11 protein-coding genes are annotated in these 16,102 nt (G+C 46.6%); 5 read left to right on the top strand and 6 right to left on the bottom strand.

Annotated features, from left to right (window positions below):
• Nucleotides 1-8: 8 nt before the first annotated feature.
• Complete coding sequence (locus tag FSB84_RS06650; protein WP_130542304.1) at nt 9-1,523, bottom strand: GH3 family domain-containing protein; 1,515 nt, start codon at nt 1,521-1,523, stop codon at nt 9-11.
• Between the two features lie 42 nt (nt 1,524-1,565).
• Entirely contained in the window at nt 1,566-2,720 is a 1,155-nt protein-coding gene (locus tag FSB84_RS06655) for a glycosyltransferase family 2 protein (RefSeq protein WP_130542303.1), read from the bottom strand.
• A gap of 49 nt (nt 2,721-2,769) precedes the next feature.
• Here FSB84_RS06655 and FSB84_RS06660 point away from each other — a divergent pair, with 49 nt between their 5' ends.
• From FSB84_RS06660 to FSB84_RS06670, 3 genes are read left to right on the top strand one after another with little or no spacing between them, the layout of a single operon-like run.
• The gene (locus FSB84_RS06660) at nt 2,770-3,546 is read left to right on the top strand and encodes an inositol monophosphatase family protein (RefSeq protein ID WP_130542302.1); all 777 of its coding nucleotides are present in this window, start codon (nt 2,770-2,772) and stop codon (nt 3,544-3,546) included.
• A 10-nt stretch (nt 3,547-3,556) separates the two neighbouring features.
• Nucleotides 3,557-4,597: a thiamine-phosphate kinase gene (gene thiL / locus FSB84_RS06665; protein ID WP_130542301.1), complete on the top strand. Its 1,041-nt coding sequence runs from the start codon at nt 3,557-3,559 to the stop codon at nt 4,595-4,597.
• 11 nt (nt 4,598-4,608) lie between these two features.
• The gene (locus FSB84_RS06670; RefSeq protein WP_130542300.1) at nt 4,609-6,177 is read left to right on the top strand and encodes a S41 family peptidase; all 1,569 of its coding nucleotides are present in this window, start codon (nt 4,609-4,611) and stop codon (nt 6,175-6,177) included.
• 63 nt (nt 6,178-6,240) lie between these two features.
• On the opposite strand, the gene FSB84_RS06675 is transcribed toward FSB84_RS06670, so the two are convergent.
• Both FSB84_RS06675 and FSB84_RS06680 read right to left on the bottom strand, forming a co-directional pair.
• Entirely contained in the window at nt 6,241-7,038 is a 798-nt protein-coding gene (locus tag FSB84_RS06675; RefSeq protein ID WP_130542299.1) for an amidohydrolase, read from the bottom strand.
• 57 nt (nt 7,039-7,095) lie between these two features.
• On the bottom strand, nt 7,096-9,705 hold the full coding sequence (locus FSB84_RS06680; RefSeq protein ID WP_130542298.1) for an MGH1-like glycoside hydrolase domain-containing protein: 2,610 nt from the start codon (nt 9,703-9,705) through the stop codon (nt 7,096-7,098).
• A 624-nt stretch (nt 9,706-10,329) separates the two neighbouring features.
• Between FSB84_RS06680 and FSB84_RS06685 the strand changes: the two genes are divergently transcribed.
• Entirely contained in the window at nt 10,330-13,401 is a 3,072-nt protein-coding gene (locus FSB84_RS06685; protein WP_158643800.1) for a sensor histidine kinase, read from the top strand.
• 56 nt (nt 13,402-13,457) lie between these two features.
• Complete coding sequence (locus FSB84_RS06690; protein ID WP_130542296.1) at nt 13,458-14,090, top strand: response regulator; 633 nt, start codon at nt 13,458-13,460, stop codon at nt 14,088-14,090.
• Between the two features lie 7 nt (nt 14,091-14,097).
• On the opposite strand, the gene FSB84_RS06695 is transcribed toward FSB84_RS06690, so the two are convergent.
• Together FSB84_RS06695 and nadD are read right to left on the bottom strand one after the other, a co-directional pair.
• Nucleotides 14,098-15,372, bottom strand: coding sequence for a chromate transporter (locus FSB84_RS06695; protein ID WP_130542295.1), 1,275 nt, complete (start codon nt 15,370-15,372; stop codon nt 14,098-14,100).
• Nucleotides 15,373-15,523: 151 nt separating this feature from the next.
• The gene (gene nadD / locus FSB84_RS06700; RefSeq protein ID WP_130542294.1) at nt 15,524-16,099 is read right to left on the bottom strand and encodes a nicotinate (nicotinamide) nucleotide adenylyltransferase; all 576 of its coding nucleotides are present in this window, start codon (nt 16,097-16,099) and stop codon (nt 15,524-15,526) included.
• Between the last annotated feature and the right edge of the window lie 3 nt (nt 16,100-16,102).

Raw genomic sequence — 16,102 nt, forward strand, 5'->3', positions numbered from 1 at the left:
TACATATATTATTGAACAAACGCCTTCCAGTCGTCCAGCATTTTCCCTTTCATTACACGGGGGAATTTATGCTGCCCGCCAACTTTTCCCTTGCTGTGCATGAACTCCATGAATCTGGATTCGGGAAGAATGGTGAGGAAAACATCTTTCAATGCGCTGCCTCTTTCAACCGCATAGTCGTCGTTGAGCTCTTTGAGTTTGCAATCGATCTTATGCCTGAGGACTTCTGCGTCTACCTGGTCATCGCAGGCAACGTACCATTGATGGGCAAAGAACAATCCGTGCGGAACACCGGCCACGGTATATTCGGGGATATGAATATTCAGTTCATCGCTTACCAGCTTAACGGCCTTGTTCATATTGTCAACACTCAGGTGCTCGCCAACGAGACTGAGGAAGTGTTTGGTTCGGCCGGTGATGATGATCTCGCATCTTTCCGTATCCACAAAACGGACGGTATCGCCGATGAGGTAACGCCAGGCGCCCGCTGCAGTGCTGAGGAGGATGGCATAATCTTTTCCTTCTTCCACTTCGTGGATCATCAGTGTTTCGGGGTTCTCCACAACGTTTCCTTCTGCATCGAAGTTTTCATCGTTGAAGGGAATGAATTCAAAAAAGATATGATCGTTCAAAGACAATCGCATGCCTTTGGCATACTGCCTGTCCTGGTAGGCAACAAAACCTTCTGATGCCAGATAGGTCTCGATATAGGTTAGTGGTTTTCCAACCAGTTTTTCAAATCCTTTTTTATACGGTTCGAAGCTAACGCCTCCGTGAACGAAGAATGCGAGGTTGGGCCAGATATCGTGAATGGTCTTAAGATTATACCTTTCGATGATCTTCTCCATACACATCTGGATCCAGGCGGGCACGCCCACTACGAAACCGATATCCCAGTTGGGAGCGTTCTCCACGATGGCTTCGATCTTCAGGTCCCAGTCTTTTGTTCTTGCGATCTTTTTACCTGGTTTGTAAAAAGGCGAAAACCAGAAAGGAACTTTCTTGGCAGTGATACCGCTGAGATCGCCTGCATAATAGGTAGGTCCTTTCTGCAGGTCCGTACTCCCTCCCAGCATCAACCATCCTTTTCCGATACTTCTCACGGAAATATCATGATAGGTGCGCAGGGAAAGCAATTGTTTGATCATTACGATTTTGTTACCCCGCATGAGGTCATTCGTAATGGGTATATATTTGCTGGCAGCTTCGGAGGTTCCGGAGCTGAGTGCGAAGAATTTTATTTTGCCGGGCCAGCATACATCTGGCTTTCCTTCGAGAGTTTTATGCCACCATTGTGCATAGATCTTACTGTAATCGTATACAGGAACATGCTGCTGGAATTTTTTTCCCGCATGTTTGCTCAACAAAAGTTCGTCAAACCGGTATGTCTGCCCGAACTCAGTGAAACGGGCCTTCTTCAACAGTTTCTTTAATACCCTGATCTGTTGCCTCTTGGGCGAACGTGCCGGCAATCTCAATGCTTTGGCAATCGACTGGGGTAAGGAGATATCAATTAGCGCCATTCGGTTATACCTGTTTGATCAGGCAAATTCAAAATTAAGGTATTAAATGGATTCAGGTGGCAATTTGAGGAGAATCACCTCGCCCTGCCTGTCTTTGGAAGCACTGCCAACGGCGCATTCCGTGCCGCTTCCATGCACGAAAGCCCTTTTGTCCGGAGCCAGCTCTTCTATCCTTCCGATGAGTTCACGGAAAGTAAAATCAGCCCCTTCACAACAGATCAATACGTCAGCTAGCTGCGGTTGGTTGGTGACTTGCTGATCGCCCAATCCATGCACGATCCTTTTCACCGTTCCGGGATCGCCTGTTACTGCAATACTTTGATCTTTACTCAACCCTTTTGGTGGTACAGGTTTGGATTGTAAAACAGATCTGATGGCGATCATGGCTTTCAACAACAGCACATAGAACCAGGCGCCGATACCTTTATAATGCTTCCTCACGTATAGGATCATTGCCTCATAAAAGTGGCGCACATACCGCGCGTCCTTTAACGTACTTTCTCCTTTAAAATGTATAATAGTCGTGCCGGTGAAATAAAAATTACGGAAGCCGGCCTTTTTGATCCGGAAACTGAGATCGATATCTTCGGCATACATGAAGAACTGTTCATCAAATCCTCCAGTCAGTTCCACTGCTTTTCTCCGTACCAGCATACAGGCGCCGGCCAGCACATCCACCTCATTGCTTTCCTTCTCCGGCAGATGTCCCAGGTAATAACGGGCAAACACCCGCGAAACGGGGAACAGTTTCGTCAATCCGCTCAACTTACAGAAAGACACCCAGGGTGTGGGAAACCCCCTCTTGCTTTCCGGTAAATATTTTCCGCCGCCATCCACCATTCTTACTCCCATCGCTCCGAGGTCAGGCTGCCGTTGCATTTCGGCCAGGCATCGGGTAAAACTGTTCTCTTCCACAATGGTGTCGGGATTCAAAAAAAGGATGAACTCTCCTTTACTCATTTGAACGGCCTGATTATTGGCCCGGCCGAAGCCACTGTTCTCGCGGTTCTCGATGAAGAATACAGAAGGGAATTTTGGACGAAGGTATTCCACACTTCCATCAGTGCTCTGGTTATCCACCACAATCACTTCGGCGGCTGCTTCACCCAATGCGGTAACAGCTTTCATTACGGAGCATAAACACTGCTCCAGGAAGTACTTTACATTGTAATTGACGATGATTACAGACAAGCGCATGATGGCACGAAAATAGCCAGAATCCTGAACAACAACTTATCTTTGCCGCATGTTAAAAGAAACCTTACTGAATGCCACCGAAGCGGGGGCTGCAGTGCTGCAACATTACTTCAACAGCAAAAACCTGCAAATAAGTCATAAAGAAGGGATCAACAACCTGGTTACGGAAGCCGATCACGCTTCTGAAAAAGCCATCCTGGACAGTATCCGGGAATCTTTTCCCGATCATTTCATCCTCAGTGAGGAAACGGGAGAGATCGTGATGGACAGTGAATACAAATGGATCATCGACCCCATCGATGGCACCATCAATTATGCCCACGGTATTCCCATCTGCTGCGTGTCCATCGGATTGGAACAAAGTGGAAAGATGATCATGGGCGCTGTATACAACCCATTCCTGAAAGAATTCTATTTTGCCGAAGCCGGTAAGGGAGCGATGCTCAACAGCCAGCAGATTGCTGTGAGTACAGAAACAGAAGTGTTGAAATCCTGCCTGGTGACCGGTTTCCCCTATACTTACCTGAACCAGCCAAATGGACCACTGGAAGCATTCGGAAGATTCATCCGCGCCGGTATTCCCGTTCGCCGTCTCGGCTCTGCAGCCATGGACCTCTGCTGGGTAGCCGCCGGAAGGTTCGACGGATTCTATGAGCACAAACTACAGGCATGGGACAGCGCCGCCGGATTCCTCATTGTGGAAGAAGCCGGTGGAAAGGTCACCGACTTTACTGGAGCCTACTACAGTCCGCACCAGCCGCAGATTGTAGCTACCAATGGAAAGATCCACGACGAACTGCTGAAATGGATCAATGATCAGATCTAAAAAAATTACCATGAGCGAAGAACGTATTGAAATAGCCGACCTGGGAGAATTCGGTCTCATCCGGCATCTCACCAAAAATATCGAGATCCATAATGCCTCCACTGTATTGGGTGTAGGCGACGACGCAGCCGTGATCGACCATTTCGGCAAACAGACCGTTGTTACCACCGATATGCTGATCGAAGGCGTGCACTTCGATCTGATGTATACTCCTCTCAAACACCTCGGCTACAAAGCCGTGGTGGTGAACCTTAGTGACATTTATGCCATGAATGCCACGCCCACACAGATCACCGTGAGCCTGGGCCTCAGCAATCGCATCAGCGTGCAGGCGCTGGATGAATTGTATGAAGGCATTTATGCAGCCTGTGATAAATATGGTGTTGACCTCGTAGGTGGAGATACCTGCTCCTCCCAGAAAGGTTTTATTATTTCGGTTACTGCTATCGGTGAGGTTACCCCCGGGAAATTCGTAAAAAGAAGCACCGCTCAAAAAGGCGATCTCATCTGCTGCAGCGGAGACCTCGGTGCAGCCTATGTAGGACTCCTTTTTCTCGAAAGGGAAAAACGCATCTTCCAGGAACACCCCGGTGTGCAACCAGACCTGGAAAATGAATCTTATGTGATCGGCCGCCTGCTGAAACCAGAAGCACGGAAGGATATCATCGAATTCCTGGAGCAAAGCGAGATCATTCCCACTTCCATGATCGATGTGAGCGATGGGCTCAGCTCGGAGATCCTCCATATCTCCCAGCAAAGTGGCCTGGGCGTGAGATTGTATGAGGACAAGATTCCCATTTCGGAAGACATGAAGCGCGCGGCTTTTAAATTCGAAATCGATCCCACAGCCTGCGCACTCAGCGGCGGCGAGGATTATGAACTCCTCTTCACGCTCCAACAATCAGAATACGACAAACTCGTTCTTAATGAACAGATCAGCGTTATCGGTTACATGACGGAACCCGAAGAAGGCGCAAAGATCATTACCAAAGGTGGCCACACGCATGATATCACAGCCCAGGGCTGGAATGCGTTCAAAGGCCGGCAATAAAAGTGACCCGTATGCTGAACCGGATGGCTGTTTTGTTGCTGGGAATAACTGCGCTGCTGTTCGCCAGTTGTTCCTCTTCCAGGAAAACGTTTGATCCTGACAGAAAGTTTGCACCCGATAAACTGCAAAAGGATTTTACCCTGTTCAGGAATATCCTGGAAGAAAACCATCCCAGTTTGTATTGGTTCACACCCAAAGACAGTATGGACCTGTACTTCGATAATGGCTTCCGCCTACTGACGGACTCCATGACCGAACCGGCATTCCGGAACCTGCTGTCTACCATCACTTCAAAGATCCGATGCGGCCATACCTCCATGCGGTATTCCAAAAGATATACCGACTGGCTGGATACGGCCCGGCTCCGCATGTTCCCCTTTACTGTAAAGGTCTGGGGACCGGATTCCCTGGCTGTGACGGCTACACTTAACCGAAAAGATTCGCTTTTAAAAAGAGGAACAGTGGTTACGGCTATTGATGGCCGTGATATAGCGCAGATCATCGATACTTTTACCAATTACCTGCAAAGCGATGGTAATATCATTACCGGTAAGTACCAGATGATGAGCAACCGCAATTCATTTGGCAATCTCTACCGCGTAGTGTATGGCATCCCCGAAAAGGTAAGAATAGATTATATCGATAGTAACGGGTTGCCACAATCCGCCATGATAGCGGCTTTCGACCCACCTCCAACGGTTAAGCGAAAAGAAAAAGCCGAAGCAGATACATCAAAGCGGCTTCCGGCCCCGGGAACACCTACGCCCAAACCTCCGAAGGATGTTCCCAAAGCAGTCAGCCTCAACGCCAACAGGAACCTGCAGATCGATACTACATTGAAGTCGGCCTACATGACGCTCAATACTTTTTCCATGGGCAGCCGCTTACGTGGATTCTTTCGCCGCAGTTTCCGGGAAATGAAGAAAAGGGAGATCAAATACCTGGTGGTGGATGTTCGTAATAATGGCGGAGGCGATGCAGGCAACTCAACTTTGCTCACGAAATATATTTCGAAGAAGAAATTCAAGCTGGCTGATTCATTGTACACCAATAAGCGAAGCAGCCATTATGGAAAACATATCGAATTGCAGCCGCTGTACTGGTTATGGACTTTGTTTGTGACCCATAAGGAGGAGGATGGAAATTTTCATTTTGGTTTCTTCGAGCGTCATTACTACAAACCGAAGCGACGGCTTCATTATGATGGTCAGGTGTATATTCTTACCGGTGGGAATTCATTTTCCGCCACAACGCTTTTTGCGAAAGCCATACAAGGCCAATCCAATGTAACGATCGTGGGAGAAGAAACCGGCGGCGGCGCTTATGGCAATACCGCCTGGATGATCCCGGATGTAACATTACCGAATACGCATATACGTTTCCGTTTGCCAAGATTCCGGTTGGTGATGGATAGTACACTGGCGAAACAAGGCAGGGGAATTATGCCGGATATTGAAGTGGGATACAATAGCTATTTCATCAAGCGTGGCGTAGACCCTAAGCTGGGCGTGGTTTACAGGATCATCAGGGATAGAGCGAGAATGGAAAAGGAGATGGATGGAATGAAGGGAGGGAAATAGACACTTATATTTCCTCACCTCCGGCGAATAACACGCTGCCGCAGAGCAAACCTCTTATTTATATTACGTCAACAAATTGAATTCATCCCCATCCTGCAGGAAAGGCAATTTCGTTCTGACATCATTTAATGTATCACGCTTAAGCGTAATCGTAATAATTCCCTGGTCATGCACTATTGTTTCCATGATGGCACCCATCGGATCCACCACCATGCTATCTCCACTGTGATAGATTTCATTTCCATCATTTCCTACCCGATTAACTCCCGCTACGAAGCATTGGTTCTCGATGGCCCTTGCCTGCAGTAAAGTTTTCCAGGCGTGGTTCCTGCGTTCGGGCCAGTTGGCCACATAGACCAACAGATCATATTCCGGCGATCCATCTTCTGTATCCGGCGACTGGCGCGCCCATACAGGGAATCGCAGATCATAGCAAACCATGAGATTCACTTTCCAGCCGTTCACCGCCGCAATCAATCTTTTGCTGCCCGGCGCATAATGTTCATGTTCATTCGCGTAAGCGAATAGATGTCTTTTATCATAAAAGCCCAGTTGGCCATTCGGTAACATCCAGACCAGGCGGTTATGGTAATTTCCTTCTTCTTCGATCATCAGGCTGCCGGCCAGGATCACTTTGCGTGAAGCGGATACACGTTTCATCCACTCAACAGTAGGCCCATGCATGGTTTCAGCCAGGGTTTCTGGTTTCATACTGAAGCCCGTGCTGAACATTTCCGGCAACAGAACGATATGTGTTTTTTCCTTGATACCATTGATCTTCTCCCCAAACATGGCCAGGTTGGCATTCTTGTCTTCCCAATGAAGATCAGACTGGATCAATGATATGATGAGATCAGACATGTAATGATTTTTAAGATTGGTGCACTTACCTGAATTAAGCCGCAATAAAGTTACAGCTTATGACAGTTCCCGGATCAGTGAAGCCACCAGTGCTGTCCAGCCGGCCTGGTGCGAAGCGCCGAGGCCCGTGCCATTGTCGCCATGAAAATATTCATAAAATAAGACCAGTCGCTCATTATGTGGTTGCTGGTAGAACCAGTTGTAATTACCATAGAGCGGTCGGTTGCCTGCTTCATCCTTTTCGAATAATCCCACGAGCCGGGCTGCAAGTGCATCCGCTACCTGGTTCAGGTTCATTTGTTGTCCGGATCCCGTTGGAAATTCCACCATCAGATCGTCTCCATAAAAACTACCGAAGCGGCGGATACTCGAAATGATGATATAATTGATCGGCATCCACACCGGTCCGCGCCAGTTGGAATTTCCACCATAAAAATCAGAAGTGGAATCGCCGGGATCATATTGAATATGGTATTCGATATTCTCGATTTGAATCTTATAGGGATGATCTTTATGGAATTTGCTGAGCGCCCGGATACCGCCATCAGAAAGGAATTGGGCCTCATCCAGCAAACGCTGGAGAAGCAATACCAGTTTATCGCGGGGCACCAATGATAACAGTATCTCATCTCCTTCTTTCTTCTCTTCATTGGGCCAGAACCTTCCGTTCTTCAGCCGGTAATTTTCAAACCAGGAAATCCTTTTCTTGAAGTCAGCGAGTTTGTCAAGATTTTTCTTTTCGATAATGGAAACAGCAAAAAGGGATGTAAGTCCAACTATGGAATGAACACGCAAATGCAGTGGCGACGAGCCTGCAAGCGACAAAGTATCATAATAGAATCCATCTTCCGCATTCCACATGCCCTGTATATTCAGCGCTTCTGCTATCAGTACGAAATGTTCGAAGAAGCGGGTAGCCGTATCTTCAAACGCATCATCCTTCATGGCAATTTCCAATGCCATGTCCATCATGTTCAGCGCATACATGCCCATCCAACTGGTGCCATCGGCCTGTTCCAGTTGCATGGCGCCGGGGATCACACTGCTGCGATTGAATACTCCGATATTATCAAGACCCAGGAACCCCCCTTCGAACATATTGTTTCCATTGGGATCTTTCCGGTTGATCCACCACGTGAAATTGACGATCAGTTTCTGGAAGGCGCGTTTGAGAAAAGTGATATCTCCTTTTCCTGTTTTCTCTTTTTCTATTCTGTACACCTGCAACGCAGCCCAGGCCTGCACGGGTGGGTTCACATCACTGAAGTTCCATTCGTATGCGGGTATCTGGCCGTCTGGCTTCATGTACCATTCGCGCATGATCAGCGTGAGCTGGTGCTTGGCGAAAGTAGGGTCTATCATAGCCATTGGAATACACTGAAAAGCCAGGTCCCATGCGGCATACCAGGGATACTCCCATTTGTCAGGCATAGCGATAATATCCTGGTTTTTGAGATGCTTCCAGTCGTGATTCCTTCCGGTGAGTTTGGCCGGATTCACCGGAGTGATGCCATCGGTGCTGGTGAGCCATTTTTCCACATCGAAATGATAGAACTGCTTATTCCATAATAATCCGGCCAGCGCCTGACGCTGAATATTCCTCGTATGTGGATTGGTGTTAGCAGACAATACTGTATTGTAAAATGTATCTGCCTCCTCTTTCCGGTAACGGAAGATATCAGTAAAACCAGGACCGAACGGGCTTTCCAGCATTTTATGACTTAACCTGCAATAGATGATGCGCGAGCCATGCCCTTCGATCTGGTATTTGTACACCGGCGCAAAACGCGTTCCTGTTTTCTTATTTTGCAGGGCTTCCAAATTTTCGCCTTTGATCACTGCATCATGGAATGCATCTTTTGTGAAGATGCTGGTATTGGGCAGGGCCGCAACTTTCTGGAGATTGGTCTCATTCTCCGTCATGAGCCCATCAGCGGGCGGCTGGAAATAGAAATAATAAGAGCCAAGCCTGGAATGGTTGGCTTTTACGGAACCTTTGTCCCTCCTGGTGATGGTTGGTTTTTTTTCCGACTCATCGGACTGCCAGCGGTTGTAGAACCACAACATGGGTAGTACCGTGATGCCCGCAGCCTCGTGATATCGATTGCTGATTTCTATTTTTATACAAATATCTTTTGCATTCTCCTTTGCATAGGTGATATGCACATCGAAGTACTGGTTATTGTTGAAAACGCCTGTGTCAAGAATCTCATATTCCGGTTCCAGTTTGGAACGGCGCTTGTTTTCTTCAATCAGCTGATCGTATGGGAATGCCTGTTGCGGATATTTATAGAGATACTCCATATAATAATGTGTAGGCACATTATCCAGGTGGTAGTACAATTCTTTCACATCCTCCCCGTGATTGCCCTGGTAATTGCCCAGGCCAAAGAGCCGTTCTTTCAGGATCTTATCTTTTCCGTTCCAGAGCGCTACGGCAAAACAGAGATTTTGAAAGAAATCGGAAATGCCACCCAGGCCGTCTTCGCCCCAGAGATAGGCCCGGCTATGGGAATGATCGAATGGAAAATAATTCCAGGCGTCATTGTTAAGGCTATAGTCTTCCCGAACTGTGCCCCATTGACGCTCGCTGAGATAGGGGCCCCACTGTTCGAGGGGTATTTTTTTGGTGGCGTTGACTGATAATCGTTGGTGTTCGGCTGTCATAACAGAAAATCTTAATATAAACAAAATGCAGGCAATCGATAGTCAACACTAAGTGTAGCATGAAATTAAGGGATTACCGGAAAGCAAAAAAGCCTTCCGTTTTGCGGAAGGCCCTTTGCCCAAACTAAACTATTCCTATTACTACTATTTGCAGAAGAACAACGGAGACGAAATGGTAAAAAAATCAGAGTGCCGGACACCCTCACCGGCACCCTGTTATCGCACAAATTCATTCCCACATAAAACCTCGCTTGCCTGTTATAGCTATTTTCTCAAATGAGGCCTGGACCTGTTGGTTGTAAAGGATCCAAACTAATCTGTTTATGTTGCGATCGAGCAATTGTCTGTATCATTAATTCCATTGCAAAAATGCAAACTCCTGCAAAATCCTGCAATAGCATAATGATGTGAGATTTGGCGCCAACAAGCGTTAGTATATGGGTGGCCGTTATCATGATCATCCCATTTTGCCTCACATATTTTCCATTTATCAGCAATTTTCGAATGGTTTACCACTAACTGGTACCACATATTTATGTGGTTTTGCTTCCCAAAACCGTGGGAAAAAATTATCATTGAGTACTTTTGAACAGATCGCCAAAAACAGGGATCCAACTGCAAGAATTGCTCCGTTCGATTGTATATATCTGCGTTTTTTTGCTGTTTGCTGTATCCGCCCCGGCACAGCACAGGAAGTATATTTTCAACAGGCTCAGTTTGAAAGACGGGCTTGCCTCCAACCAGGTGTATTGTATTTACCAGGATAAGAAAGGATTCATGTGGTTCGGAACTGCGCATGGTCTTCAGCGTTATGACGGCCGGAAAACCGTAATGTATCGTTCGGGTTCTTCGAATGATCGCTATGTTCCATCCTCCGGTATCTTCCAGATATTTGAAGATACCAGTCGCCTGCTTTGGCTGAGACCCGGTAACGAAGCAGGGCTCTTTGATCCGCAAACCTTCCGCTATAGAAAAGCAGTGATCAAAACTGAGGGTGAAATTCCCCCAAGGTCTGAGTATAAAATGTTCAAATCCAGTGCAGGAGCGGTTTTCATGAATATAACCAAGTACGGGATCCTGCCCTATGATCCGGTATCCAATACATTTTCCCTGGATAGTTCGCGCATACGTGTTCCAGTTAGATGGTATGCCAATACCATCATTGAAGACCCTCATAATGGAGATTACTGGATCGGATGCGATTCCGGCCTGGTGATCTACCGGCCATCCACAAGGGAAATGTTTTATCGTGACCATAATCCTCACCTCCATCCGGTGCTGATGGAAAAAAAATTTCATGAGCCTATCACGGCGCTTTTCATCGATTCAAAAAGAAGGAGCTGGATCACCACCTGGCCAAAAATCACTGAACAGACTTTTTGTTTCGACCTGAACAATGGCAGCTTCCTCCCCTATGGAAACGGATTAGAAAACAGGAATGGGCTGTATGGAGAATTACATCATTTCATCGAACAATCGAACGGCGCAATCTGGGCTTTCGGCCATATGACCCTCCATGAATTCGATTCCGCCCAACAAAAATTCCAGTTTGTTCGCGATGACTATATCGATGATTTCGGTATCAAGTTCGACAGGATCTTTAGTTTTTATGAAGACCGTGAACAAAGTCTCTGGCTGGCCACGGATAATGGAGTTTTTGTTTTCAATCCGGAACGTCAGTTTTTCAACACATCGAAGTATTTGTGGAATAATGGAAAAATAGAAGAAAAAGAACTGGCCATCAATGCCATCATCGAATCTTCGGATGGAACGATATATGCAGGAAGCTGGGGACTGGGCACCCTCACCTGGGATGCGAACATGAATCCCATTCCCAACCAGGTCCTGAAAGGCCTTCCGGATAAGGTTATGCTCAGGCAACAATGGTGCATTTTTGAAGATACTGTTCACCGGAAAATCTGGTTCGGCTGTCAGGGAGGATGGGTGATCATTTATGATCAACAATCGAAACGATCGGTTTTCTACCAGGTACCGGGCATTCAGGAAAAAACGATTCGCCAGATCATCTCCGATAAAAATGGAAATATCTGGCTTGGGAGCCAATACGGGCATTTAGTGAAATGGACGCCCATAGCGGGTTACGGGCCAGACTTCCTGAAAGGTTTTGATGTGAAGCAGAACATCGGAACTATTATTTATAAGATCGTTGCCGATCCTAAAGGCGCCATCTGGGTCTGCGCACACAACAAAGGATTGTACAAATTCGATGGCAGTTCCGGTGTAATGCTCCGGCATTATCACGCAAATGATGCTCCCGGTAAATCACTGCATTCAAATGTGGTGAAAGATATCGTGCAATATTCAGACAGCAGCTGGTTTGTTTCAACCGGCGTTCTCAACCAACTCAACCCATATACAGATAGCATCCAGATCATCGGAACTGATCAGGGCCTGCCATCAGGGTCAACCAGTTGCATGGAACCGGACCATGACGGCCATATTTGGATTGGACTGATGAACGGGCTCGGCCGTTATCATCCGAAAAGAAAATCGTTCACACTATTTACTCAACGCGATGGCCTGATCAATGGTGATTTCCCTACCAATGCGAGCCTGGTGAAACGCAGTGGGGACCTGCTTTTCGGCAATGCTCATGATATAGTACAATTCAATCCACGTAATCTTTACGTACGTGCCACTCCGTTAGAAGTGAATATTACTGATTTCAAATTATTCAATACCTATCTCCCGCCGGATTCGATCATGAATCTTGATAAGGTCCGTTTGCAACACAACCAGAACAGCATCACCATCGAATTTGCCACGCTTAGTTATTTGCAGCGCGATAAAACCACTTACTTCTACATGCTGGAAGGCCTGGACCCGAACTGGATCCGCGCTGACCTGGGATTATACGCCAACTACGCTCTCCTGCCGCCTGGTTCGTATACATTCAAAGTGATGTGCCGGAACGCAGATGGCGTTGACTCACCAACCATCACTACGCTAAGGATCCAGGTGGAGCCTCCATTCTATCAGACCTGGTGGTTTATTTCATTATTGGCATTGTTACTGGCAGGCATTATTTACATGGTACACCGTTTCCGGCTCAACCGGTTGCTGGAAATGGAAAGAGTCAGAACACGCATCGCGAGGGACCTCCATGATGATATGGGCTCAACGCTCAGTACCATCAATATTCTTAGTGAGATGGCCAGGATGAAAGTGGATAAAGATGCCGGCAAAACCGCCGAGTATCTCAACAAGATCAGCGACAACAGCAGCCGGATGATGGAAGCGATGGATGATATCGTCTGGAGCATTAACCCCATGAACGATAGTATGCAACGCATCACCGCCCGCATGCGTGAGTTTGCTACCGGAGTGCTGGAAGCACGCAATATAGAATTCAGTTTCCGGGTGGATGATGAGGTGGCCGATCTCAAACTCAATATGGAAGAACGCAGGGATCTGTTCCTCGTTTTCAAGGAAGCTGTGAATAACCTGGCCAAATATTCACTATGTAAAAATGCAAAAATAGAATTACGGGTAAAACAGCATACGCTGCAGTTAATGGTACAGGATGATGGCATAGGATTCAATCCGGAAACTGCAGACAGTGGCAATGGTCTCAACAATATGCGTAAGAGAGCGCAATCCCTGAAAGGAAAATTGTTGGTGAAATCCAGTCCAGACAACGGTTCTACGGTTTTGCTGGAAGTGCCTTTGACATGATCATGTGATTGATTGCCGTGAAATACTTCATTAATTTTGCATAAAATACCCTGCTCATGATCAAAGTGGTTCTGTACGAAGATAATCCTCCGCTCCGCGAAGGTCTCACCATGCTCCTCAATGGATCAGAAGGCTTTGAAGTGATCGGAGCATTCAATAATTGTAATAATGTTGTAGAGGAAGTAGCAAGTCTGCAACCCGATGTGATCCTTATGGATATCGACATGCCAGGCATCAATGGAATACAGGGTTTGAAACTGGTACGTCAGCAAAACAGCAATGTGAAGATCCTGATGCTGACAGTTTTCGATGATAACAAAAATGTGTTCGAAGCTGTGAAGAATGGCGCCAATGGCTATCTTTTGAAAAAGACCCAGCCCGCCAAATTACTCGAATATATCCAGGAAGCTCATACCGGCGGCGCTCCCATGAGCTCATCCATCGCTACACAAGTGTTGCGAATGTTCTCAGAAATGCACAGTGATCAGGGAAGCGATTATTCTTTGTCTGAAAGAGAAAAGCAGGTATTGCAGTTACTCGTGAATGGATACAGTTATAAAATGATTGCAGCTGAGATCTATATTTCCATCGATACTGTACGTAGTCATATCAAAAAGATCTACGAAAAATTACATGTGAACTCGAAAAGCGAAGCTGTAGCAAAGGCTTTCAAAGACAGGATTGTGTGATGTCTTACTAAGCCCACATATTTCCTGTCAGCCACCCCACCAGCAAACAGATCAATACAATTACAGGCGAAGGCAGTTTTGTAAAAGTGAGAATGGCCCAGGTGCCAAGTATCACGCCGATATTGATCAAACTGACCGTTTTGAATTCCGTTATACTTATATCTTTCATCATATAAGCCGTAGATGCTACCATAATTCCCACCACTACAGCATTGATACCTTCGATAGCGCGGAATACAACAGCATATCGTTGCAGGTTATGCCATATAGGAAAAAAGAATAATACAAGTAGGGCGCTTGGCAGAAAAATAGCCACAGATCCGATCATGCATCCCAGGATCTGCCAGCCAGTGCCGCGATCTTTCATCGCCATGCCGCCCATGAAACTGGAGATGGAAAATACCGGTCCGGGCATGGCGCGCACAATTCCCGCTCCGGTATAGAAATCATCGCGCTCAATACTGATCACATTTCCTTTTTTTTCCTGGTTCTTACGGATCACCATTTCCGATTTCGGTCTTTCCACAAACTGTTCGTACATCATGGGGATCAGCACCTGTCCACCTCCAAAGACGAGACTACCGAAACGGTAGGTGTTCTCAAAAAGGTTGAGTGGCCGGCGATTGGGCCAGTCGTTTTTCCTGGCCATTTCTGAAAAGATACCTGCCGAGAGAAATAGAAAAGCGAAGAGCCAGATATTGGCCCAGCGGATTTCCTTGGGTGGTTGTCCTTTCTGCGGAATGCGTTTATCACTGAGGTTTGTAACGAGGCCACCTGCAACAATCAGTATCGGAAATACCCAGGGAGTTTTAAAAAGAAAGAAGGTGATCACCGTACTAACGGTAAGGATCACACGAGTAATGGTATTATTGATGGCCAGTTTGAAACTCTTTGTGGCAGCGAATGCGAGAAATCCTACTGCCATTGGTTGAATGAAACGGAAGAAAGTATTGCTGGCTGCGGTTTTATCAAAATATTCCAGCACAAAAGAGAAAGCTCCCATCAGGAAGCAGGCCGGAAAGATCCAGATAAAAAGTGTGAGGATGGCCAGCGGAATACCGCCTCGTTTGTATCCGATAAGAGTAAGAACCTGAGTGGAAGAAGCACCAGGAAGCAGTTGACAGAAAGAATTATAATCGAGCACTTCTTTCTCCGTAACATCATGACGCTGGTGAACAAAGGTTTTCATCACCATTCCAAAATGTCCCTGGGGACCGCCAAAAGCGGAAATACTATGCAGAAATACAGCCCTGAGAAAGGGAATATGTCGAAGCATCAACATGCAGGCCTTGGTTCGGTTTTATGTACAATTACATTGATCAAAATAGGCGCACAGAACTTTGACGACGGTTTTCCCTGGTAATTGTACGTGGTATAAGTTAGTTTAAATTTTCTAATCTTTCTCTAAGAAGTTCCGGACGGGGCTTGCCGGATCAGCTACTGTAATAATTGTTTCTTTCAATTTCTTCCATCACCTGGTCTGGTACGAGATAGCGAATAGACTTTCCTTCTCTGATATTCTTACGGATATGTGTAGCCGAAATTTCCAGTAAAGGGGCTTTCAGGAAATTGATATTGCCTGTTCCGAAAGTGTTACTCACTTCGTGCCCCGGCCTTTTGTACACAAAAATTGGGTAGTGCTGAAGAATATGTTCGTAGTTTTTCCAGCGTTCGAGGTTCTGGAAACTATCGCTGCCCATGATCAGGGCGAACTGGTGAGTGGGGTATTTTTCCTGGAGGTAAGCAAGTGTTGTGACCGTGTAAGAGGGTTTGGGTAAACGGAATTCAATATCGGATGCCTTGAGCTTTGGTTCAGCTTTGATAGCTGTTTGAACCAGGAAGAGGCGGTGGTATTCATTGAGCAGGCCGTTGGAAGGTTTCAACGGATTCTGCGGAGAAACTACAAACCAAACCTGGTCCAGGTCAGTTTCCTGAACCATATAATTGGCAATGATAAGATGTCCGTGATGAATTGGATTGAATGAACCGAAATATAAGCCGATTTTCATGGA

Source organism: Pseudobacter ginsenosidimutans (assembly GCF_007970185.1).
Classification (GTDB): domain Bacteria; phylum Bacteroidota; class Bacteroidia; order Chitinophagales; family Chitinophagaceae; genus Pseudobacter; species Pseudobacter ginsenosidimutans.